20 protein-coding genes are annotated in these 21,867 nt (G+C 50.2%); 7 read left to right on the top strand and 13 right to left on the bottom strand.

Annotation, left to right across the window (positions count from 1 at the left end):
• Positions 1-15 precede the first annotated feature (15 nt).
• The 3 genes from OGX83_RS07105 to blr form a co-directional block, all read right to left on the bottom strand.
• A complete protein-coding gene (locus OGX83_RS07105) occupies positions 16-456 on the bottom strand; it encodes a DUF2569 domain-containing protein (protein WP_020996422.1) in 441 nt (146 codons plus the stop codon).
• Between the two features lie 91 nt (positions 457-547).
• A complete protein-coding gene (ydgT, locus tag OGX83_RS07100; protein ID WP_008784684.1) occupies positions 548-763 on the bottom strand; it encodes a transcription modulator YdgT in 216 nt (71 codons plus the stop codon).
• 291 nt (positions 764-1,054) lie between these two features.
• Positions 1,055-1,180, bottom strand: a complete 126-nt coding sequence (blr, locus tag OGX83_RS07095) for a division septum protein Blr (RefSeq protein WP_003029134.1) — start codon at positions 1,178-1,180, stop codon at positions 1,055-1,057.
• A gap of 241 nt (positions 1,181-1,421) precedes the next feature.
• Between blr and OGX83_RS07090 the strand changes: the two genes are divergently transcribed.
• A complete protein-coding gene (locus OGX83_RS07090) occupies positions 1,422-2,462 on the top strand; it encodes an oxidoreductase (protein ID WP_186413426.1) in 1,041 nt (346 codons plus the stop codon).
• Between the two features lie 104 nt (positions 2,463-2,566).
• Here the strand turns inward: OGX83_RS07090 and add are convergent, their stop codons facing one another.
• A complete protein-coding gene (add, locus tag OGX83_RS07085; RefSeq protein WP_079934112.1) occupies positions 2,567-3,568 on the bottom strand; it encodes an adenosine deaminase in 1,002 nt (333 codons plus the stop codon).
• A gap of 442 nt (positions 3,569-4,010) precedes the next feature.
• On the opposite strand from add, the gene OGX83_RS07080 reads away from it, so the two are divergent.
• Complete coding sequence (locus OGX83_RS07080) at positions 4,011-4,427, top strand: hypothetical protein (protein WP_048235434.1); 417 nt, start codon at positions 4,011-4,013, stop codon at positions 4,425-4,427.
• A 44-nt stretch (positions 4,428-4,471) separates the two neighbouring features.
• Here OGX83_RS07080 and OGX83_RS07075 read toward each other — a convergent pair whose 3' ends face one another.
• The 3 genes from OGX83_RS07075 to malX form a co-directional block, all read right to left on the bottom strand.
• Complete coding sequence (locus OGX83_RS07075) at positions 4,472-5,821, bottom strand: sensor domain-containing diguanylate cyclase (RefSeq protein ID WP_071446494.1); 1,350 nt, start codon at positions 5,819-5,821, stop codon at positions 4,472-4,474.
• Between the two features lie 198 nt (positions 5,822-6,019).
• The gene (locus tag OGX83_RS07070; protein ID WP_060682248.1) at positions 6,020-7,192 is read right to left on the bottom strand and encodes a MalY/PatB family protein; all 1,173 of its coding nucleotides are present in this window, start codon (positions 7,190-7,192) and stop codon (positions 6,020-6,022) included.
• A gap of 10 nt (positions 7,193-7,202) precedes the next feature.
• Positions 7,203-8,795, bottom strand: coding sequence for a maltose/glucose-specific PTS transporter subunit IIBC (gene malX, locus OGX83_RS07065; protein WP_191219412.1), 1,593 nt, complete (start codon positions 8,793-8,795; stop codon positions 7,203-7,205).
• A 169-nt stretch (positions 8,796-8,964) separates the two neighbouring features.
• Here malX and OGX83_RS07060 point away from each other — a divergent pair, with 169 nt between their 5' ends.
• Complete coding sequence (locus OGX83_RS07060; RefSeq protein WP_125363523.1) at positions 8,965-9,993, top strand: Mal regulon transcriptional regulator MalI; 1,029 nt, start codon at positions 8,965-8,967, stop codon at positions 9,991-9,993.
• 47 nt (positions 9,994-10,040) lie between these two features.
• Here the strand turns inward: OGX83_RS07060 and OGX83_RS07055 are convergent, their stop codons facing one another.
• Positions 10,041-11,549, bottom strand: coding sequence for a YdgA family protein (locus OGX83_RS07055; RefSeq protein WP_060683731.1), 1,509 nt, complete (start codon positions 11,547-11,549; stop codon positions 10,041-10,043).
• Between the two features lie 106 nt (positions 11,550-11,655).
• Positions 11,656-12,831 carry a mannose-6-phosphate isomerase gene (manA, locus tag OGX83_RS07050; RefSeq protein ID WP_032943354.1) on the bottom strand — a complete coding sequence of 392 codons (1,176 nt, stop codon included), beginning with the start codon at positions 12,829-12,831 and terminating at the stop codon, positions 11,656-11,658.
• Between the two features lie 262 nt (positions 12,832-13,093).
• Here manA and fumB point away from each other — a divergent pair, with 262 nt between their 5' ends.
• The gene (gene fumB, locus OGX83_RS07045; RefSeq protein WP_008784695.1) at positions 13,094-14,740 is read left to right on the top strand and encodes a class I fumarate hydratase; all 1,647 of its coding nucleotides are present in this window, start codon (positions 13,094-13,096) and stop codon (positions 14,738-14,740) included.
• Between the two features lie 141 nt (positions 14,741-14,881).
• Complete coding sequence (fumC, locus tag OGX83_RS07040) at positions 14,882-16,285, top strand: class II fumarate hydratase (RefSeq protein WP_286587667.1); 1,404 nt, start codon at positions 14,882-14,884, stop codon at positions 16,283-16,285.
• Here fumC and tus read toward each other — a convergent pair.
• From tus to OGX83_RS22780, 3 genes are all read right to left on the bottom strand, one after another.
• On the bottom strand, positions 16,282-17,211 hold the full coding sequence (tus, locus tag OGX83_RS07035; RefSeq protein ID WP_286587665.1) for a DNA replication terminus site-binding protein: 930 nt from the start codon (positions 17,209-17,211) through the stop codon (positions 16,282-16,284). The two genes, fumC and tus, sit on opposite strands and share 4 nt — an antisense overlap.
• Before the next feature lie 73 nt (positions 17,212-17,284).
• Entirely contained in the window at positions 17,285-18,586 is a 1,302-nt protein-coding gene (rstB, locus tag OGX83_RS07030) for a two-component system sensor histidine kinase RstB (protein ID WP_103285163.1), read from the bottom strand.
• Between the two features lie 230 nt (positions 18,587-18,816).
• Positions 18,817-19,335, bottom strand: a complete 519-nt coding sequence (locus OGX83_RS22780; protein ID WP_103014909.1) for a hypothetical protein — start codon at positions 19,333-19,335, stop codon at positions 18,817-18,819.
• A 234-nt stretch (positions 19,336-19,569) separates the two neighbouring features.
• Here OGX83_RS22780 and OGX83_RS07020 point away from each other — a divergent pair, with 234 nt between their 5' ends.
• Complete coding sequence (locus OGX83_RS07020; RefSeq protein ID WP_286588140.1) at positions 19,570-19,926, top strand: DUF1294 domain-containing protein; 357 nt, start codon at positions 19,570-19,572, stop codon at positions 19,924-19,926.
• A gap of 13 nt (positions 19,927-19,939) precedes the next feature.
• Here OGX83_RS07020 and OGX83_RS07015 read toward each other — a convergent pair whose 3' ends face one another.
• A complete protein-coding gene (locus tag OGX83_RS07015; RefSeq protein ID WP_286587663.1) occupies positions 19,940-20,731 on the bottom strand; it encodes an MBL fold metallo-hydrolase in 792 nt (263 codons plus the stop codon).
• Between the two features lie 189 nt (positions 20,732-20,920).
• On the opposite strand from OGX83_RS07015, the gene OGX83_RS07010 reads away from it, so the two are divergent.
• Complete coding sequence (locus OGX83_RS07010) at positions 20,921-21,763, top strand: aminoglycoside phosphotransferase family protein (protein ID WP_286587661.1); 843 nt, start codon at positions 20,921-20,923, stop codon at positions 21,761-21,763.
• The last annotated feature ends 104 nt before the right edge of the window (positions 21,764-21,867 follow it).

Below are 21,867 nucleotides of genomic sequence, written 5' to 3'. Positions count from 1 at the left end.
TTAACTGTAGGGTTATTACGGGTTCACAAACGTCGATTTAACGCGCTGCGATCGTTTGAAGTAGGGCACCAACAGTGCTGCAGCCAGTAATGGGAACAGCAGTTGGCGCACGGCAAAAGCGTCTGGGACGGGTGAAAACGCAAACGCTTTAATCGCCAGCAACACGGAGATCAGCAGCCACAGAATGTAATGCTTAGGTACACAGGCTCTACGTTTGAAAAACGCAATCGTCAGCCACAGTGTGTAATACCACATGGCGATCGCGGTAATAAAAGAAACACCCCATAACAGCAAATTGGCCGTACTTTGCTCACCCAGCGTTTTGAAGGTTTGCGGTGTAGCCAGCGCAGTGACATAAAGTAATAACGCCAGCGAAGCGCTCAACAAAGCGACTAACAGCCAGGCCAGTGGCCCAAGTAGCCAGCCTCCGATACGTTGTGCCGGTGTCGTAGTCATCTCTTCTCCAGGTTTACGCGCGCAATCAATCATGCCATTCATTTTGGGGCAATTATTATAAAGCTTTTAACGTTGAGCGCTACTTTCTTCTTTATTGCACGTAATGCCAGACTGATTTAGGTACCTGACCAACATCAAACAGACGACCTCCGGAGATAAGCTCCGCACGGCGATGGTCTGCGGCACGGTACATATTGATAATGTCGTTATCATCGGTGAGCGTGTAGTTAAGATGGTCAAACAGTTTTTCCAGACTTTCGAGCGAACTGATTTTGCGGAATTTTAATAAGTAATCCTGAACGGTCATAAATGCAGATCCATATTAATAAAATAATACCAACGGAGTAGAAAATATAAAAATAAACAACGAGCACAGGTAAAAACGCATTTACGTGCAAATGTAAGAAGAGTGTTCATACCTGTGAAAAATCAGGCGCTATGCGCGTCTTGAGCAAGGGTAACGCGCTTAGCGATCGCTGGCAATATGCAGCGGAGCGGGACGCGGCATAATTCGCTTTTTTTGACAGAAAGCGATCTTTTGCCGGCAGACCCTGCAACTACCAATGTTAATTGCCGGGCAATAAAAGGCTGCGGATGCTTATTTCTTCTGCACTGCCGCAACGGGCTCTGGTGGCTGGTAATTGTCAATATGATTGGCAACACCCAGCAGGATCACGGAGACGGCGAGAACAATCCAACCTGTTAATTCAATAAGACGATTCATTACTGATGACATTTGTTTTGATTTATCCATAAACACAGGCTGCAAATGTTACTAATCTCTCATTAATACAGCAAGATGATTGGGAACGATTTCTACCTCTTTTTCGCTGCAAGTTAAGCATAAGTGGCATATGTTTGACTTAAGTTAAAAAACAACCTTTGTAGCGCAAAGGTTATTAAACTATTGAGACGTTGCAAGGTATGGTGTGAAATAGGTCAGTCCTGAATTGAGAGGCAATAACATGAGTGACAACATCCGCGTTGGGCTAATTGGCTATGGTTATGCCAGCAAAACCTTCCATGCCCCACTGATTGTGGGCACGCCGGGTCTGGAACTGGCTGCAGTGTCCAGTAGTGATGAAGCAAAAGTGAAGGCAGACTGGCCTACGGTAACGGTTGTTGCTGAGCCTAAGCATCTTTTTAACGATCCAAATATCGACCTGATTGTGATCCCCACGCCAAACGACACGCACTTCCCGTTAGCGAAAGCAGCGTTGGAAGCGGGCAAACATGTGGTTGTTGATAAGCCCTTTACCGTGACACTGTCACAAGCACGTGAGTTGGATGCGCTGGCACGTAGCCTGGGGCGTGTGTTGTCTGTATTCCATAACCGTCGCTGGGACAGTGATTTTCTGACGCTGAAAGCTCTGCTGGCGGATGGTGTTTTGGGAGAGGTGGCGTATTTCGAGTCCCATTTCGATCGTTTCCGCCCACAGGTTCGTGACCGTTGGCGTGAACAGGGCGGTCCGGGAAGCGGTATCTGGTACGATTTAGCACCGCATCTTTTGGATCAGGCGATTAATCTGTTTGGTTTGCCCGTCAGCCTGACGGTAGACCTGGCCCAGCTGCGTCCGGGCGCGCAGGCGACGGATTACTTCCATGCCATCCTGACGTATCCGCAGCGTCGTGTGATCCTGCATGGCACCATGCTTGCTGCTGCAGAATCGGCCCGTTATATTGTGCACGGATCGCGTGGCAGCTATGTGAAGTATGGTCTTGACCCGCAGGAAGAGCGCCTGAAAAATGGCGAGCGCCTGCCTCAGGAAGACTGGGGTTATGATATGCGCGATGGCATATTGACCCGAGTAGAAGGCGAAGAGCAGGTTGAAGAAACCTGGCTGACCGTACCGGGCAACTATCCGGCGTACTATGCTGGCATTCGTGATGCGCTAAACGGCAACGGTGAAAACCCGGTACCGGCGAGACAGGCTATCCAAATTATGGAGCTGATTGAGCTGGGTATAGAATCTGCGAAACATCGTTCGACGCTGTGCCTTGCCTGATTAGGTAAATGGCGCAAGGCGATACCTTCCTGGTATCGTATCCGGCCTACAATGAAAACCAACGTAGGCCGGATAAGCGTTAGCGCTATCCGGCACTTTACCTGTTACGCTGCGGCGACTTTCTCGCGCAAGGCTCGTTTTTCCTCGTTACTCAGGAATGCCATTTCCAGACCGTTGATTTGGGCCTGACGGATCTGTTCGCGCGTTAGGCCTGCAGCTGGTGCGGCAATGGTGTACTCGTGAATAATATCCACACCCTGAACAGCCGGGTCGTCCGTATTCAAACTGGCGATAACACCATGCTCAAGGAACGTTTTCAGCGGATGGTTCGCTAGTGAGGCAACGGTGCTGGTCTGAATGTTTGATGTCAGGCAGGATTCGATACCGATACGGTGCTCGGCGAGGTAATCCATCAACGCACGATCTTCAACGGCTTTAACGCCGTGGCCAATACGCTCAGCGCCTAGCTCTTTAATGGCCTGCCAGATGCTTTCTGGTCCCGCGGCTTCGCCCGCATGCACGGTAATACGCCAGCCGGCGTCGCGTGCCTGGTTGAAGTGAGACAGGAACAGGCTGCCCGGGAACCCCAGTTCGTCACCGGCCAGATCCAGTGCCGTAATATGGTCTCGGTGGGCTAACAGCGCATCCAGTTCCTGCAGACAGGCGGCTTCGCCGAAAGTACGGCTCATAATGCCAATTAAGCGAGCTTCGACGCCAAAGGTCTTGCAGCCCTCGCGTACGCCTGCGATGACGGCTTCAACTACACCTGCAACCGGGAGCTGATGCGCCATCGCCATGTAGCCTGGGGAAAAACGCAGTTCAACATAGTGCAGGCCGTTACGTGCTGCGTCCTCAATATTTTCAAATGCCACGCGACGACACGCATCCAGCGAGGCCAGTACCTTCACGCCCCAGTCGAGCTTGGATAAAAAACTCACTAAATCTGGCTCAGTTGATGTGACTTGCACATGAGGGATCAGCGTTTCCAACGTTTGTGCCGGAAGCGTTAAGTTGAACTGACGGCCCAGATCCAGGATCGTTTGTGCACGGATGTTACCATCAAGGTGGCGATGGACGTCGGTCAGGGGGAGGGAAGTATCAATCATGGTCGCACTCGTGTATTTAGGTAAAGTGCAGGCCATTATACAACAGAAAAATGTTCCTCTAAAAACTTTAAAAAAAGCAGTGCAGAGTTCGGGGTTATGGGGAAGCAAGCATCGCCAAATTGTTGACCATGCTGTTAGCGTACTAACAGAGTGGTGTTCCGACTCCCTGATCCTTGAGACCGTATCACGATGCTTTTGCCTTGCGGTGGTAAGACGGGCGTAAAGTAAGCAATAACGCATTTCCTGCAGCATGTGTGTAATAAAATGATTTTAATTTAAGATTATTTACCTCGTTTTTATTTAATTACTGTCTGTCAGTGTTATTTCATTCGGATATTTATTGAATAACATTGCTAATAGCGAAAAATGGACACTTTCCAGTTTATGAATGTGCTGCAAGGTATGTTATAAAAACACAATAACGACTGAGGGTATTAATAAAGTGAAAAGTGTAAAGCTAATTGTCAGTACAATGTTCTGTGGAAGTTTGCTGCTGGCAACTGTGCCTGCGCATGCGGCGTATAAAGCGGATGAAACGCATGTAATCCAGTTTAAGAAAGGTACCAGTGGCGCAGATATCAAGGGGACAATTACGGGTGATAAAACAAAAGATTATACGTTTGTCGCCAAAAAAGGGCAGACCATGCAAGCAGTTCTGAAAAGCGCCTGGCCTCATCCTTTCATGAGTATTATTGCACCGGGCGAACAATTCATTTTTGATGGCATGATGAGTGGTGACACTTATAAAAATACGCTGCCTGCCAGCGGTAAGTATACCATCAGAATATATCAAAAAGGCGCGGCGAAGGATGAGGGGAAAACCAACGCATTCCAGCTGCACATGAAAATTACCAACTGATCATGAGGAAAAGATCGCCCTGGTGGTGATCTTTTCCTTTGCTATTAAACTTCTTCGCCAGAATAAGCCACAACGCAATTACGGCCTCGGTTTTTTGCCATATACAGGGCGCGGTCTGCGCAATCAGCAAGTTGTTCGGGGGCTGAACGGTTATCAACCGAGGTTACGATACCCAGGCTGATGGTGATGATGCGTGGAAAATCACCTTTAGTCGTGGCCTGAGTTTGTTGTTCTACGTGTTTTCTGATTCGCTCTGCGATGTTAAATGCTGCATCAGCGTTAGTTTCAGGTAGCAGAATAGCAAACTCTTCTCCGCCAATGCGTGCCACGATGTCGTTACGCCGACTCAGTCGCTGCATAATTTCTGACAGTTTGATTATCACTCTGTCACCCTGCAAATGTCCCCAGGTGTCATTGACCGACTTAAAGAAATCAATGTCGCAAAAGACAATGCTCAGGGGTTTATGGGGCGCTGTCATTTTAATCTCATTGCTGAGTGCGTTATAAAAATAGCCACGGTTGAAAAGTCTGGTCATCGGGTCGCGGACTGAATTTTCATAGGATAATTCATAGGCCTGACGTGAGGCTTTGTAGCGCTTGAAAATATCAGACATGAGCACGATCATCACGGCCATTGCGCTAAGGCACTCCAGGCCTCTGGCGAGATACCATCCAGCGGAGTCTATATGCGTGTACTTCAGCATAATGATGACACTTAACAGATTGCTCAGGGCAACCAGTGACATACTTACCCAAAACTGTGTTTTTAGCCGGGTTAATTTTGCCCCTAATAAAACGATACAGGTCCACAAGATAATGAGGACATAAATAAAGCTACCACGCCAGGGTCTAAGCCATTCAAACGTTTCTGTGTCAACCAACTGAAACGATATTGGCGTAATACGGATGGAGTAGAGGATAGCCATTACCAGATGCAACATGCACCATAAATAAGTGGCGTAAATAACTGTTTTACCATGTTTTTCTTTTTTATTTTTAAACGTATATAAATAGTATGTTGCAAAAAACAACCCCGTAATTAACATGTTCCTCATAAAGTATAAAACAGCAATGTCATTGTAGATGACACCAGGAAGGCCGTTTTTATAAAAATAAATATAGAGCGCAAGAAATAAGAAAACCCCCGAGAAATAAAACGCGCAGGCCAGGGGTAAAAGATATTTTTTGCGCCGATAACTCATGTAATTCATCGTCATAAAGCACCCCGTCTGAATGTGCAATACACCAGCAAAGGTTGCAATAACCGGGTAAAAAGAGAGGCTATAACGCTGATTACTAAAAGGGATATACCAAAGAAAAATGGATGTCGTTAGGGACAGGAGTAAAAAAAAAGTTAAATTCTTTTTGTGAATGTTTATTTGTGTTGTATTCATGATTTTTATGTATATAAAACAGCGCTATATTTCGGCTATCTTCTCAGCTTTGTATTTTGTCTTTTTGATTTTTATTGCTGTTAATTTTGACTGGCAGGAAAAGTCAGGGGGGAATTGGTATTTAAAAAAACGATAAAAAACAGATTTGTTTTTTTATATAAGGAGTTGCGCAATGAGTTCTTCATTGCGCAAGACTATTTAACGTATTGTGCGGATGGCGTTAATCAACCCCTGAACGCCTTTTTCAAGTTTGGAACGTGGACATCCGGCATTGAGGCGCACAAAACCGCGTCCTTCTTCTCCGTATGTGTATCCGGGCATGATGGCGACTTTCTGCTGATGGATGAGTGCTTCCTGCAGTGCGTGGTCATCAAGGTTGAGTGGACGCAAGTCAATCCATGCCAGATAGGTGGATTGCGGAACCTGCCAGTTCAGTTCGGGGAATGCGTCATTCAGCTCGTGCGCGATGTAATGCAGGTTACTGGCAAGATAATCCCGCAGCGCATCAAGCCAGCTAGCGCCCTGTTGGTAGGCTGCGATATGTGCGCTAAGCGCGAGCACTGCAGGTGAGGAAAGACCATCCCGACCCTTTAACGCACTGAGGTAATCGTTTCGACTCTGCTCATCCTCAATAATCCCGTAAGCCCCGGTTAATGCCGGAATATTGAAGCTCTTTGAACCGGAAGTGAACAGCGCCCAACTGTCGCGCGCGACGTTACTCCACGGGATGTGTGGCTGGTCTGCCCATACCATATCCATATGGATCTCATCAGAGATGACTTTTACACCGTGGCGCTGACACAGCTCCGCCATGGTTTCCAGTTCATCGCGCGTCCACACCTTACCGGTTGGGTTGTGCGGGCTGCAAAGCAGGAGAATTTTGCTTTCAGGCCGGGACAAAGCTTTTTCTAGTGCAACCATGTCGCAAAACCAACCGTCAGCGCGTTTTTCAAGTCCGACAGCGCATACCTGACGCTGATTACCTTCAATCGCTTTGTAAAACGCGTCGTAAGCCGGCGTATGAATAACCACCGCATCACCCGCAGAAGACCACTGGCGGATCAGCTCCGATACCATATAGATGACCGAGGGGCCATAAACCAGCGACTGAGGATCGATTTGGGTATTATGACGCGATAGAAACCAGTGGCTAATCGCCGCCAGAAATTCATCATTTTTCCAGCGACTGTAACCCAAAACGCCATGTGACAGGCGCTGAGCCAGCGCCTCCAGAATGCAGGGGGCGGTGGCAAAATCCATATCGGAGATGGTGAACGGCAGCAGGTCGGCTGAACCAAAACGGTCGGCAACGTAATCCCACTGGGTACACCAGGTACCATGCCTGTCCACAACTTTTGAAAAATCAAACATATTGTTGTCCTTAAGCCTGTACGGTGTTCATCAGAACTGCGATCTCGTCTTTCACTGACTGGACCTGCGGACCAATAACAACCTGAAGATTATGCTGATTGAGTTGCACTACGCCAATGGCGCGATTGTCCTTCAGTGCCTGTACGTTCACAAGCGACATATCCTTCACTGACAAGCGCAGACGGGTAATGCAGTTATCAAGGCTGACAATGTTTTCCGCACCGCCCAGCGCCGCCAGAATGGCAGGGACGTTGTAACCGGATTTACCCGGTGCTCCCGCCATGACTTTTTCGATATTGCTGGCAATTTCGACGTCCCGACCCGGGGTCTTCAGATTGAAGCGTGTGATGGCGAAACGGAAGATCACGTAGTACACCGCGAACCAGATCGCAGCCACGACAGGGACCAAATACCACTTGGTAGAGAGTCCGTGCAGGATGCCGAATACCACAAAGTCAATCAGGTTACCGTCCGTGTTGCCGATGGTGACGCCTAACACCGCCATCACGGTGAAACCAAGACCGGTCAGCAGGGCGTGGATTACATACAAAACAGGGGCAACGAACAGGAATAAGAACTCGAGGGGTTCGGTTGTACCGCCGATCACGCAGGCAATGAGACCAGAAATTAACAGCCCTTTAATTTTATGACGATTTTCAGGGCGAGCACAGTGGTACATAGCGAGCGCTGCCCCCGGCAAACCACCGAGGAACGCCGGCATTTTACCCTGCGACAGGAAGCGGGTTGCGCTTTCAGAGAAACCTTGTGTTGTCGGGCAGCTCAGTTGAGCCTGGAAAATAGTCAGTGCGCCGCTCACGCTGTGACCGCAGACTTCCTGCGTGCCGCCAGCTTCGGTGAAGCGAATGAGCGCCACCAGAATATGATGCAGACCAAACGGCAGCAGCAGACGTTCACCGGTACCAAACAGCATTGGACCAAATTCGCCCGCGCTGTTGATGATGTGGCCGAGCCCGTTAATGCCCATGGCGAAAACCGGCCAAACCAGGGGAATGACCAGGCCGACCAGTCCCATCACCACCGAAGAGATAATTGGTACAAAGCGGGTACCGCCGAAGAAGGCCAGTGCATCCGGCAGGCGAATGTTGTGGAAACGTTCATGCAGCATCCAGACGATGATCCCGGCAATAACAGCGCCGAGGATCCCGGTGTCGATCGACTGGATCCCCAGGATATTCTGTACGTTGTTAGCCTTCAGGATCGTGGCATCCGTGGTAGGCAAGATACCTTTCGCGGTTAACCAGAAGTTGACGGCAAGGTTCATCACCGCATAACCAACAAAACCGGCAAATGCCGCTACGCCTTTGTTCTCGCGGGCCAGGCCGAGAGGTATGGCAATACAGAACATCACCGGTAAGAAGCTAAACGCAAATGAGCCTACTTTGCTCATCCAGGTAAAAATAGCCTGCAGTACCGGATTACCCAATGCCGGAATCAGCGTTAAGACATCATGACTACTTAACGAGCTGCCGATCCCTAACATGATCCCGCAGAATGAGAGCAGAGCCACGGGCAGCATAAAGGTTTTGCCCAACTGCTGGAAAAATTCCCATAACGTAATTTTTGGTGTGGTTCTCGTCGTCATCAAACGACTCCTCGTAAAAGCTAGCTGACTAATGATGGCGAGAAGATAAAACGTTTTACCTAATTTTAGTGCGGTATAAATCACATTATCGAACGATAATAGGGCGTATAAATATATGTGATTGATAAAACGTTTTATCCGTCACGTTATCAGGGAGTTTTCCGTTTTTATGGCTATAGCCAAAAAAATAACCATCCATGATGTTGCGCTGGCCGCGGGCGTTTCGGTTAGTACCGTCTCATTGGTGCTCAGTGGAAAAGGCCGTATTTCATCCGCGACCGGCGAACGGGTGAATGCCGCTATTGAGCAACTGGGGTTTGTGCGTAATCGCCAGGCATCAGCGCTGCGTGGCGGGCAGAGCGGGGTAATTGGTTTGATCGTGCGCGACCTTTCCACCCCGTTTTACGCCGAGTTGACGGCGGGTCTGACGGAAGCTTTAGAAGCGCAGGGGCGCATGGTCTTTTTATTACATGGTGGCAGAGATGGCGAACAGCTGGCGCAGCGTTTCGCTATGCTGCTTAATCAAGGGGTTGATGGTGTGGTGATCGCCGGGGCTGCCGGCAGTAGCGACGACCTACAACAACTGGCCGCCGATAAGGGGATTCCGGTAGTGTTTGCGTCTCGGGCCAGCTACCTGGATGACGTCGACACCGTCAGGCCTGACAACATGCAGGCAGCGCAATTGCTGGTTGAACATCTGATACGCCATGGACATCAGCGCATCGCGTGGTTGGGGGGACAGAGTTCTTCATTGACCCGTGCAGAGCGTGTCGGCGGCTATTGTACGACGTTGCTAAAGTATGGTTTACCGTTTCATAGCGACTGGGTGCTGGAGTGCTCATCCAGCCAAAAGCAGGCCGCAGAGGAGGTGACCGCGCTATTACGTCGTAACCCAACGATCAGCGCAGTGGTGTGCTACAACGAAACCATAGCCGTTGGCGCCTGGTTTGGCCTGATGAGAGCAGGGCGTCAGAGTGGTGAAATTGGCGTAGATCGCTACTTCGAACAGCAGGTCTCGTTAGCTGGATTTGCCGATGTAGCGGAAAATGCACTGGACGATATCCCCATTATTTGGGCCTGTACGCCCGCGCGTGAAATGGGATATACCCTTGCTGAGCGCATGCTACAGCGCATTGGGCACGATGATGGTCATTCGCGTAACTTAACGCTTTCCGCCCGTCTGGTGGTGGCAAAATAAAAAAGGCCCGATAAACACACGGTTATCGGGCCTGTTGTCACGCGTATTTACTGTTGCGGAATAGCCGGGGCATCCGGTTCGCCGAGAGAAGGCATACCGAACATGCCAACAAACTCATCCAGCGACATTTTTTGTCCGTTTAAGGTAACCTGGCCGTTTGCGTATTGCAGGCTGGAGCCGATGACGTTGTCCTGCATCGTTGTAATCCGGAACATCTGACCCATTGCCGCCAGGCCATTCACCTGTTGTTTCGCCAGATCGGCCGCTTGTTCCTGCTGATAGCCTTCAATTTTGGCAATCTGCGTCATGAACTCAGTCGCCATATCAACCGGAATCGTCAGCTTAGCATCCAGTGATTTGACCGAACGATCCACTTCCTGAGCCAGCGTTTGTGGTTCCTCAGTATTTGCTGTCGGATCTTTTAGCAGCAGTGACAGATTAAATGCAGTTTCACCTTTTGCATTTTTCCAGCTCAGCGGGGCAATGGTGATAACCGGCTCGCCTTTCATCAGAATCGGCAGCGCATTGAAGAAGGCTTCAGTGACTTTTTGCTGATAAAGCTCAGGATTTTGTACCACATCAATCTGCGCCATCAGCGCCTTGGTTTGGGCGCTATACTGCTGACTGAACTGGTGTAATGCTTCACCGTCAATCTGGCCAACTTTCAGCGTCAGTTTACCGCTACCCATATCCTGACCCTGCAATTTCAGGCTGTTCAGCGTGTAATCCAGCTGGCTGTTGACAGTTTTACCCTCGTTGATCAGATCGGATTTGCCATCAATACCCATGCCTTCCAGTACCGCCAACTCTTTACCTTCGACGGAAATCGACAGTTTATCGAGTGACAATTTTTGGTCGCCGATGCGCTCACCAAAGCTGGCAATACTGCTGGAACCCTCAGTTTTCAGGTTATTGAAAGTCATTTGTACTTTCTGGTCATACTCGTTGACCGCATTGACCACGCCGCTTTGCGCATTGCCTGTCAGCGAGACAGCATTACCTTCTTTGTCTGCTGTAAACTGGAATTCCCCGCCACTGAAGGCTACTTTTTCGTCGCCTTTCTCATAGTTCAGTGGTTTGAGGGAGAGATCGGAACGGGTATCGCCGCTGTAGCTGATACGGGAGTTAATGACAAATGGCGACTCACCTTTAGCAATATCAAACAGCGGTTTGGTAACGTCGTTATTGACCAGCGTCGTTTTCACGGAGGCCATAGCCGGGACCAGATTCAGTGATTTCAACTGAGCCAGCGGGAATGGACCGTGATCGACGGTTTCATTCAGGACGATACTTTGCCCCGGTTTTAGCCAGGAATCTGCCTGCCCGGCGATTGGTTTCACCACCAATTGCAGTTGGCTATTGAACACCCCGCGCTGGTAGTTTTGATAACTCAGTTCAATGCCCGCCTCAGGGGAGAAACGTTTTAACTGATCGTTTGCCTGTGTCACCATCTCGGCGAGATGCGTTTCAAGTTTCTTACCTGTGTACCAGGCGCCGCCCGTCCAGACGATACCCAGCGCAACCACCACACCCGCAGCTACCAGCGATTTTTTCATTTCGATATCCATAAAATAAAACCAGGCGTTTGAAGACGCCTGGAGGAGTGACATGTCTTTAACTCACTACAGCTTAGCAAGAGTTGTTAAAAATATCAGTATCTTGCTATAGCTTGTTATAAACCCGGGCTAAACGACCTGCGCCACTGATGTTAACCGGCGATTCATTCGCGCCAATAAAGGCCGATTCACCCGGTCGCAGAACCAGACGTTGCTCGCCTTTGCTCAGCACGGCTTCACCCTCGATGCAGAACAAAATGGCTGCACTTTGCTGGCTGATATCTGCGCCATTGGTAGTAAGGTCATGCAGGGAGAACGCAAAATCGTCAACCGGGATTGGGAAGTCCAGTTCACCATCAGATTCAACCGGCGTGGTCAGTAACTGGTTTGCTGGCTTGGCGACAAACTTCACGTTGGCGACCAGTTCCGGGATATCAATATATTTTGGCGTCAGTCCGGCACGCAGCACGTTGTCCGAGTTAGCCATCACCTCAAGCGCCACACCTTGCAGGTAAGCGTGCGGGGTTTCGGCAAATAAGAACATAGCCTCGCCTGGATTGAGTTTCACCACATTGAGCAGCAGCGGGGAGAAGAGCCCACTGTCGTTCGGGTAGACGTCAGCGATCAGACGGATGGTTTGCCAGGGTTCACCCTGCTGGCTGTTCAGCGCTGATTTCAGGATCGCCAACGCATGGGATTTCTCCTCATCCTGCATATTCAGCAAGCTGGCGAAAAGATAGCTCAGACGTTCCGCACTCGGCTCTTCCAGGAAATGTGCAATAGCCGGATGTGCGGCGGAAACGGGTTGTAACAATGCAACAATGTCAGAGAACTCGCGGAATGCGTTCATCGCCAGGAAAGGCGTCAAAGCAAATACCAGTTCTGGTTTGTGGTTAGGATCTTTGTAGTTGCGCTCGGCGGCATCCATCGGGATCCCCGCAGCGTTTTCTTTGGCAAATCCAATTTCAGAATTGTGCTTGTTAGGATGAACCTGAATCGAAAGCGGTTGAGCAGCACAGAGCACTTTAAACAGGAAGGGCAGTTCACCAAAACGTTGCGCTACGGCATCGCCTAGCAGTGCGGATTTATCGTGCTCGATAACGTCGCGCAGAGCAACCGTCTGACCGTCAGCGCCCAGAACCTGCGAACTGCTTTTCGGATGCGCGCCCATCCACAACTCAGCCATCGGTTGCTGAGTGGGGTTGGCAATGCCATAGAGTTCCGTTAACGCCGTTTTACTTCCCCAGGCGTAGTTCTGCACTGAGTTGATGAGTTTTTGCATTATCAAGCCCTGTTTCAATGTTGAATTTTCTACGGCTATTAAACCAAGAAACCCTGAGGGAAGTAACCTGCACATGTAAAAAGTCGTACTTGTCTCAGTTTTTGTTAAAAAAATGTGTAGGATATGGTGACTCGCTTTTAATACCCTGAGTAATTCCGGTTGCAGAAAGCTCTTCCTTCTACAACCGGATCTGCGGCAGGGAAGCAGGGCAATGGAACATCTGCCCAGAGAATAACCAGACCGAGCAGTAAGTGAGAGCACAATGTCAAACAAACCCTTTCATTATCAGCATCCTTTCCCCCTCAAAAAGGATGATACCGAATACTATCTGCTGACCAGCGACTATGTCTCTGTTGCCGAATTTGAAGGGCAGGAGATTGTTAAAGTTGCACCTCAAGCCTTAACCCTGCTGGCTCGTCAGGCCTTTCATGATGCGTCGTTTATGCTGCGTCCCGCACATCAACAGCAGGTAGCTGATATTCTGCGCGACCCGGAGGCCAGCGAAAACGACAAATATGTGGCCCTGCAATTCCTGCGTAACTCTGACATCGCGGCAAAAGGCATTTTGCCGACCTGTCAGGACACCGGAACTGCGATTATCGTGGGTAAAAAAGGTCAGCGTGTCTGGACCGGTGGGGGCGATGAGGAGGCGCTGGCACGAGGCGTCTATAACACCTACATCGAAGACAACCTGCGCTATTCACAAAACGCAGCGCTGGATATGTATAAAGAGGTGAACACCGGTACCAACCTGCCAGCACAAATCGATTTGTATACCGTCGACGGAGATGAATACAAATTCCTGTGTATTGCCAAAGGTGGTGGTTCGGCGAATAAAACCTATCTGTACCAGGAAACCAAAGCGCTGCTAACACCGGGCAAATTAAAAGATTACCTGGTTGAGAAAATGCGTACGTTGGGCACTGCGGCTTGTCCGCCGTATCATATCGCGTTCGTAATCGGTGGAACATCGGCAGAAGCCACGCTGAAAACGGTCAAACTGGCTTCTGCAAAATACTACGACGAATTGCCGACAGAAGGTAACGAACATGGCCAGGCATTCCGCGATGTAGAGCTGGAAAAAGAGCTGCTGATTGAGGCGCAGAATTTGGGGCTTGGCGCGCAGTTTGGCGGGAAGTACTTCGCGCATGATATCCGCGTGATCCGCCTGCCGCGTCACGGCGCGTCGTGTCCGGTTGGAATGGGCGTTTCTTGCTCAGCCGATCGAAATATCAAAGCCAAGATCAACCGTGAAGGTATCTGGATCGAAAAACTGGAACATAATCCTGGCAAATTTATACCGGAAGAGCTGCGCCAGGCGGGAGAGGGCGAAGCGGTGCGCGTTGACCTCAATCGTCCGATGAAAGAGATTCTGGCTCAGCTTTCCCAGTATCCGGTTTCCACGCGTCTGTCGCTCAACGGTACAATTATCGTTGGCCGTGATATTGCGCATGCGAAACTGAAAGAACGTCTGGATAACGGCGAAAGTTTGCCGCAGTATGTTAAAGATCACCCGATCTATTACGCAGGTCCGGCAAAAACGCCGGAAGGCTATGCCTCTGGTTCGCTGGGGCCAACCACTGCCGGACGTATGGACTCGTATGTTGACCAGCTTCAGGCCGCTGGTGGGAGCATGATTATGCTGGCGAAAGGCAATCGCAGCCAGCAGGTGACCGATGCTTGCCATAAACATGGCGGCTTCTATTTGGGCAGTATTGGCGGCCCCGCCGCGGTGCTGGCTCAGGGCAGTATCAAGAGCCTGGAGTGCGTGGAATACCCGGAACTCGGGATGGAAGCCATCTGGAAAATTGAAGTAGAAGATTTCCCGGCATTTATCCTGGTAGATGACAAAGGCAACGATTTCTTCAAGCAAATTCAGACGTCGCAGTGCGCACGCTGCGTTAAGTAACGTCAGCCGCCCTTCGGGGCGGTTTTTTTTACCGCACGAACCACCAAACGACAGCTTTATCCTCGTTAATACTCATAAGACCAATGCAAATGGGCAATGTCGAAACATAACCTAATCAACTGTTAATGTAAGGAGCAGGTAATGGTAACGGTACGCCGCGAGAATGATTCAATGGGGGCGATTGATGTTCCTGCCGATAAGCTTTGGGGCGCGCAAACCCAACGTTCGCTGGAGCATTTTCGTATCTCTACGGAGAAAATGCCGGTCTCGCTGATCCATGCGCTGGCGCTGACGAAACGCGCCGCGGCAAAGGTTAACCTGGATCTGGGGCTGCTGGCGGAGGATAAAGCCAGGGCTATTATGCAGGCTGCAGATGAGGTGTTGGCAGATAAACACCGCGATGAGTTTCCGCTGGCCATCTGGCAAACCGGCTCAGGCACGCAAAGCAATATGAATATGAACGAGGTGCTGGCAAACCGGGCCAGCGAATTGCTGGGCGGTGTGCGGGGGATGGAGCGAAAAGTACACCCCAACGATGATGTCAATAAAAGCCAAAGCTCGAACGATGTCTTCCCGACCGCAATGCACGTTGCCGCACTGCTGTCGCTGCGTAAATCTTTGATCCCACAATTAAATGTGTTGACCAAAACGCTCAGTGATAAGTCCCACGCTTTCGCCGATATCGTTAAAATTGGTCGTACACATCTGCAAGATGCAACTCCACTTACGCTTGGCCAGGAGATTTCCGGCTGGGTAGCAATGCTTGAACATAACCTCAGACACATTGAAAACTGTTTACCGCATGTGGCAGAACTGGCGTTGGGGGGAACCGCGGTAGGTACCGGACTGAACACTCATCCCGAATACGCCCGCCGGGTCGCGGATGAACTGCGGGTCATTACCTGCGCGCCGTTCGTTACCGCTCCGAATAAATTTGAAGCGCTGGCCACCTGCGATGCCCTGGTTCATGCCCACGGAGCGCTAAAAGGGCTGGCAGCGTCGCTGATGAAAATCGCCAACGATGTACGCTGGCTGGCATCTGGCCCACGCTGTGGTATTGGCGAAATTTCAATTCCGGAAAATGAACCGGGCAGCTCGATCATGCCGGGTAAAGTCAATCCTACCCAGTGTGAAGCGCTGACCATGTTGTGCTGCCAGGTGATGGGTAACGATGTCGCCATCAATATGGGCGGGGCGTCAGGTAACTTTGAGCTCAACGTCTATCGACCGATGGTCATCCACAACTTCCTGCAGTCGGTACGCCTGCTGGCGGACGGTATGGAAAGCTTCAATGAACATTGCGCGACGGGAATCGAGCCCAACCGTGAACGAATAGATCAACTGCTCAATGAGTCGCTGATGCTGGTGACCGCGCTCAACACCCATATCGGTTACGATAAAGCGGCTGAAATTGCCAAAAAAGCGCATAAAGAAGGGCTGACGCTAAAAGCCTCCGCTCTGGCGCTGGGATATCTAACCGAAGCGGAGTTCGACAACTGGGTACGTCCGGAGCTGATGGTTGGCAGCATGCGGCCAGGCAGTTAATCCGCAACGTAAAGGTGCAGCCGGGGAATAATCAATCTCAACGGCTGCGCCTGAGGTTTAAAGCGATGCTGAACGTTATCGGCATCGTAATTCAGTAACTCGCCGATATCCGGTACGGTCATACCGTTGTCGTTATTAAGCAAAGCAATCAGTGGCGTCGGGCAGGCATATTGCACCTGTTTTTGCTCTCCTTTGTACCAGACGCGGGCAATAGGCTGCACTTTTACCGGCCTTTTAATTTTCAGGCGGGCCTGCTGCGGTAAGGCGGCGATATCCTGATATTCGCGTTCAAGCTTCGCCTGCCATTCTTCACGTGTCCAGGGATGTACGCTGCGCGGTGAGGTCAGGCTTTTTTCCAGTTGCTGCAGTACTTCATCGCGTTTCAGGTTTTTAATAATGTGCTTGTTAGCCCAGCCGAATCGCAGGGTGGCAGGATCTCTGACAACGGTGAGCGTGCGATAGGCATTCAGTGTAATCAGCCCCGGCAGGTGGCGATGCACCCATTCGAAACGTGCGGCCGGCGCCAGCCCTGACTCTACTGTAACAATGCGCTCGAAGGTGGTTTTCAACTGGTTTATACGCTGGATTTGTTCTTCCAGAGCACATTGCGCCGCATTATCAACCTGGTAGCACAATACACCCGGTAGGCGGATGGCCGCTTTGCTGCTGCGGTTTTCGGACTGCTGCTGAATAAACAGGTGACGGTAATGGCGCAGTGCCAGCGCTTCAGCCTCTTTGCCTAAATGCTGCTTAACATCAATGCTCTGCAGAGGGGCATGCTCTGCCTCTTTGACCACTTCCGGTAACGAGAATACGCGGGCAATAAGCAGCGTCTGCTGCAACAGGTTTTCGTTCAGAAGCGCCAGTTCTTGTTCCATCTGGCGAAAGGTGCCGTTCAGGCGGTCAACGAGATCGTAACGGGCCATAGATTTACCATTTTAGTTACAACATACTTTTTTATAGCACAACATCCACCGCCTGGCCACCGAGCAGAATAGGTCAGGCAGCCGAAATTTCAGGAATGTTATGCCAGACGGGCCAACAGAAAGTAAACCGGGCGCCGCCAAGTTCACTTTCATCACAGACGACCGTCCCTCCCATAGCCAACGCTATTGAGTGGACGATGGCTAACCCAAGCCCACAACCCCCGGTCGCCCGGTCACGGCTGGGGTCAAGGCGTACAAACGGTTCAAAAACCTGTTCGCGAGCGTCTGGTGCAATACCGGGACCGTCGTCTTCCACTACCAGCGTGGCTTGATTGCCGTTCAGCAGCAGACTGGCTTGCACCGTTGACTGGCAATAGCGCAGGGCATTATTCAGCAAATTATCCAGGACCCGCTCCATCAGGCGCATATCCAACGCGCCGTAGTCGCCAGTTTCGAGATGACGTAATTGCACCGCACGGTCAGGATTTACGCTTTGCACATCCTCCAGATGGGTTGTCAACCAAGCAGGCAGGTCCGGTACGCTGAGCTTCAGTTCATTTTGCGGGCGATCCAGGCGGGCGTAGGTCAGTAACTCTTCTATCAACGCTTCCAGTTGGCCGATATCACGATTCAGCGCCTGAGATTCCTGCTCGGTGAGGTTATCACTCATTTCCAGCCGGTAACGTAAACGTACCAGCGGGGTACGAAGCTCATGGGCAATACCATCGATGAGCTGTTTTTTACTGGCGATCAGCGCATTGATATTGTCGGCCATTTGGTTAAACGCTACGCCCAGGCGCTCAAAGCTGGAACCGCTGTCAAAATGAAGGCGTTCACTCAGATGTCCTTCACCAAAACGTTGTGCGGCGGATTCGAGTCTGAGCATTTCCTGCCAGTGCGGGCGCATCCAGATCAGTACCGGGAAGGCCAGTGAGATAGCAATAAACGCCATCAGCGCGATGTCCAGCAAGCGCATTTGATGGAGAAAATAGAGGTAGGGAACCGGACCGACGGCCAGCACATAATGGCTGCGAGGAATGCGTTGAATGAAGGTGTATTGATCGTCAAGTGCCACAATATCGCCTTCGCGCAAACGCTGCATGGTTGGGGCATCCAGTGTGTACTTATTCAGCGGTTCAACGCGCAGGTCAAATGAGAGGTTTAAATCCATCTCCTTCAGCGTCTTACCCCAGTCACGTGGCGGGATTTCGCGTAGTTCACTGCGCATCAGGTACAACGAGCTTTTCATCAAATCGTCGAGCGACTGTCTGCCTGCGCGTTCTGCGGTGAATTTGTATACCAGACCGACCAACAGGGTCATCACCAAAAAGCAGACAAACAGCAGGAGGTAAAACTGCACAAACAGTTTCTTCATAAAAAATCACCGAACGCTCAATAAGTTAGCGAGTGCACGTGTCCCTCAGGGGAAAAGTGAGCACAGCGGTATCCGCCGATGCGTGGGTTCAGAAAGGTTCTCCGATCACCATCCGGCGTGCTTGTCCACGCAGAGTACACTGTATATCTCTTTTCTGCATTCTTATGGCTCCTGGGGGCGCGGAATGACCTTTAGCTGGATCACGCATTGCTTTCTACGCTGTAAGTTAATCAAAATCGGGATGGAGTTGTTCTGGCGTATGTCACGACCGCACCTAAAAGGTTACTTCGTTTCTCAACGTAGATGGTGTTGTTATATTCGTAGTTACCTTCGGGATAGCAAATTCTTATGTTAGTCCCGAGATCCGGATCGTCAACATCAGCCCCCGAACAGCTTTTAGAACTTCCTGTAGCATAGACGTATGTGGCGGTATAGGACGAGGGGACACCCGGAATGAACCAGGTTATCGCCATAACCATGATCACTGAAAACAGCACCATGGCAATGCTGATGCCACCAAATAATTTCAGATAGGTTTGGAAGGGACTTTTTTTCATTATCCCATTACCTACCAGAAATAAGGTAATTAACAATGACACTGCCAGAGAAATAAGCATGAGGTATTTGGATGTGAGCGGGTAGAGAAATGTCGCTCTGTATATCGTTACCTTCCACCAGTAAAAGAGAAATATTGCGCCGAGAGATGAGACGGTAACAAAAAACAAATATGGATATGAGTATTTTCTCATCCTTGTGACTCCAGAACAATTTCTCCATTTGGGTTTAATAAATTACCATTTGTTTTGAATAATGAAAACGGCTCTCTTGTTTGAATTGTTAGGTACGCCGCAGACCAGAGAATTTGCGCTATCTTTGGGGATATAGGCATAATAATAAAAGGGATATTCTCACCCGTGGCAGGGATGACTGACCTTGCGTATAATGTGTGCCGATACTTCCTGAAAAGTGCTGTGACTGAAAATATGAATCTCAATCGCTGTTGTTATTCGCTACTCATTTTCGCAGCGGTCGGCTGCATTTTCACCGCTTATCCTCTTGTTATATGGTTTCTACTCGCCAACGTTCTGACGCTGCTGTTATACGGCGTGGACAAAATGGCGGCACGCAAGGACTGGCGCAGAGTGCCGGAATCCACATTGCTGGTGTTTGGCGTTGTGGGCGGATGGGGCGGCGCGATAGCGGGTCAACAAATCTTTCGCCATAAAACACAAAAGCAGCCTTTCAAAACCTACTTCATTATCAGTGTGATAGTGAGTGTTTCTGTGATGGGCGTGATTTATAAGTTCTATCCATTTTTCCTTCCTGAGCATGGTTGGTGAATAAACTGCCGGTTTATTTGAGGCAGGAAATATATTTTTCACCTGAACGGCGCACAATTTCATCGGCATTTTGCGTAATATCTTTTCCTTCAAATGCGCCGTAAAGTTGCTTAAATTTCACTGTTCTCAGGCGTTGGATGATGTCGCTGACGGTGGCGGCTGGCAACGGTAGCATATTGGGGTAGCTCCACATAAAAGAGACTGCATGGGCACCTGGTGTAACTTGAACGATGTCGCCAGAAAGCACCACGCCTTCGTCACGTGCCCAGTGCAGGACGCAGCCGCCAGCAAAGTGCCCGCCGAGACGTATCATCGTGACGTCACGGGTTAACTCAATGGTGTCGCCATCCCAGAATCTAATCCACGGGCTGTCACGCATTACCCACCTTCTGTCGCTGGTATGAAGGTAAATCGGCGCGTTAAATTCCGCAGCCCAGTCCTGCATGGTGGTGTAGTAATGAGGATGCGAAATCGCGATAGCCTTAAGGCCGCCAAGGGACGTTATTAGCGTTTTTGTGGCATCGTCGAGCGTGGCAATGCAGTCCCACAGAATATTTCCTTCTGGGGTACGCACAAGAAACGCGCGCTGATCAATTGCAAAATCAGGAACGGTGCGGATGCTGAGGAGGGTACTGTCGTGTTGCTTCCACTTATTTGTATGCGATGCACACAGGGTGTCAAAATCGATCCATTTCTGCCCGCTTGTGGGGACATATTGACGTTCATCCAGGCAGATACCGCAATGTTCCGGATGGGCGCCAGTTACCTCATAGGATGTTCCACAGGTTTTGCATAACGTGATCATCGTGTCCTCCTCATATACCGAACACAGTCAGCATGGCACACAGATACACAAGGATGTGCCTGTTAGTGCTCTACCCGATAAGTCAGTGATGATGGAAGTGGGGGTTGTGGCTCAACCAAAAGAAAACAGGAATAATGCCGACACGGATCTTTTTGATTACCATCTTCCAGAGAAAAATGAGGATATTGTTTGGAAAATCGTCTGTTCAACACCTGGCTCAACCGTTGGGGGCTCACTCCAGATGGTGAACCGTTTGAAACGCACACATCGCAGCTTTTGCCTGTGGTGGTGGTCAAGGACGGGCAGAAAGCCATACTAAAGATCACCGATGATGACAGTGAACGGATCGGCTGTGAACTCATGGTCTGGTGGAACGGAAATGGCGCAGCGAAAGTACTTGCTCATGCAGCAGGGGCGATTCTGCTGGAACGTGCGACAGGGAAAGGGTCTTTAGCGGACATGTCCTGGACTGGCAACGATGCGCAGGCCTGTCGCATTATTTGCCATGCTGCCAGTAGACTCCATCTCTCCCGAAATGCTTCTACGCCTGCGTTAACACCTCTGCACCATTGGTTTCGCGATCTGGCTCCTGCCGCGAAAAAGCATGGCGGTATCCTGACGCGTTGTGCTGCGGTGGCAAACGTACTGCTATCTTCACCCCATGATGCAGTCGTATTACATGGCGATCTACACCACGGCAATATTCTTGATTTCGGAACGAGAGGATGGCTGGCTATCGATCCCAAAGGGCTGGTGGGCGAGCGTGGCTTTGATTATGCCAATATCTTTACTAACCCCGATCTTGCCGAACCTACCAGACCTGTCGCCATTGAGCCGGAAATATTCACGCAACGAGTCAACATTGTGTCTGAAATCGCCAGAATTGAACGGCAGCGTTTACTGATGTGGATTGTTGCCTGGTGTGGGTTGTCGTCCGTTTGGTTTCTGCAAGAGGGTGACAGCGCAACGGTACCTCTGCGTATTGCGGAGCTAGCGATGGCAGAACTTGCTTCAGGTGGTAATCAATTTTGATCTACGACACTGGGTTAGTAATTCTTAAGAGTTATCATTAGCCTGGTAAACGTTGTATTAATCAATTAATGAACGGCGGTGTGGTGTGTTGTTGAGCGAAAATT

It is taken from the genome of Citrobacter sp. Cpo074 (genome assembly GCF_030332745.1).
GTDB lineage: Bacteria > Pseudomonadota > Gammaproteobacteria > Enterobacterales > Enterobacteriaceae > Citrobacter > Citrobacter portucalensis.
The sequence above is the reverse complement of the archived record's forward strand: the minus strand, read 5'-3'. Positions and strand labels throughout refer to the sequence as shown.

Bases quoted from the DNA above. Each gene is read 5' to 3' on its own strand.
- manA (WP_032943354.1), bottom strand. From the start codon at position 12,831: ATGCAAAAACTCATCAACTCAGTGCAGAACTACGCCTGGGGAAGTAAA.
- fumB (WP_008784695.1), top strand. From the start codon at position 13,094: ATGTCAAACAAACCCTTTCATTATCAGCATCCTTTCCCCCTCAAAAAG.
- OGX83_RS07060 (WP_125363523.1), top strand. From the start codon at position 8,965: ATGGCTATAGCCAAAAAAATAACCATCCATGATGTTGCGCTGGCCGCG.
- OGX83_RS07105 (WP_020996422.1), bottom strand. From the start codon at position 456: ATGACTACGACACCGGCACAACGTATCGGAGGCTGGCTACTTGGGCCA.
- OGX83_RS07055 (WP_060683731.1), bottom strand. From the start codon at position 11,549: ATGAAAAAATCGCTGGTAGCTGCGGGTGTGGTGGTTGCGCTGGGTATC.
- tus (WP_286587665.1), bottom strand. From the start codon at position 17,211: ATGGCCCGTTACGATCTCGTTGACCGCCTGAACGGCACCTTTCGCCAG.
- rstB (WP_103285163.1), bottom strand. From the start codon at position 18,586: ATGAAGAAACTGTTTGTGCAGTTTTACCTCCTGCTGTTTGTCTGCTTT.
- OGX83_RS22780 (WP_103014909.1), bottom strand. From the start codon at position 19,335: ATGAGAAAATACTCATATCCATATTTGTTTTTTGTTACCGTCTCATCT.
- OGX83_RS07070 (WP_060682248.1), bottom strand. From the start codon at position 7,192: ATGTTTGATTTTTCAAAAGTTGTGGACAGGCATGGTACCTGGTGTACC.
- malX (WP_191219412.1), bottom strand. From the start codon at position 8,795: ATGACGACGAGAACCACACCAAAAATTACGTTATGGGAATTTTTCCAG.
- OGX83_RS07020 (WP_286588140.1), top strand. From the start codon at position 19,570: ATGAATCTCAATCGCTGTTGTTATTCGCTACTCATTTTCGCAGCGGTC.
- OGX83_RS07090 (WP_186413426.1), top strand. From the start codon at position 1,422: ATGAGTGACAACATCCGCGTTGGGCTAATTGGCTATGGTTATGCCAGC.
- add (WP_079934112.1), bottom strand. From the start codon at position 3,568: ATGATTGATACTTCCCTCCCCCTGACCGACGTCCATCGCCACCTTGAT.
- blr (WP_003029134.1), bottom strand. From the start codon at position 1,180: ATGAATCGTCTTATTGAATTAACAGGTTGGATTGTTCTCGCCGTCTCC.
- fumC (WP_286587667.1), top strand. From the start codon at position 14,882: ATGGTAACGGTACGCCGCGAGAATGATTCAATGGGGGCGATTGATGTT.
- OGX83_RS07075 (WP_071446494.1), bottom strand. From the start codon at position 5,821: ATGAATACAACACAAATAAACATTCACAAAAAGAATTTAACTTTTTTT.
- OGX83_RS07015 (WP_286587663.1), bottom strand. From the start codon at position 20,731: ATGATCACGTTATGCAAAACCTGTGGAACATCCTATGAGGTAACTGGC.
- ydgT (WP_008784684.1), bottom strand. From the start codon at position 763: ATGACCGTTCAGGATTACTTATTAAAATTCCGCAAAATCAGTTCGCTC.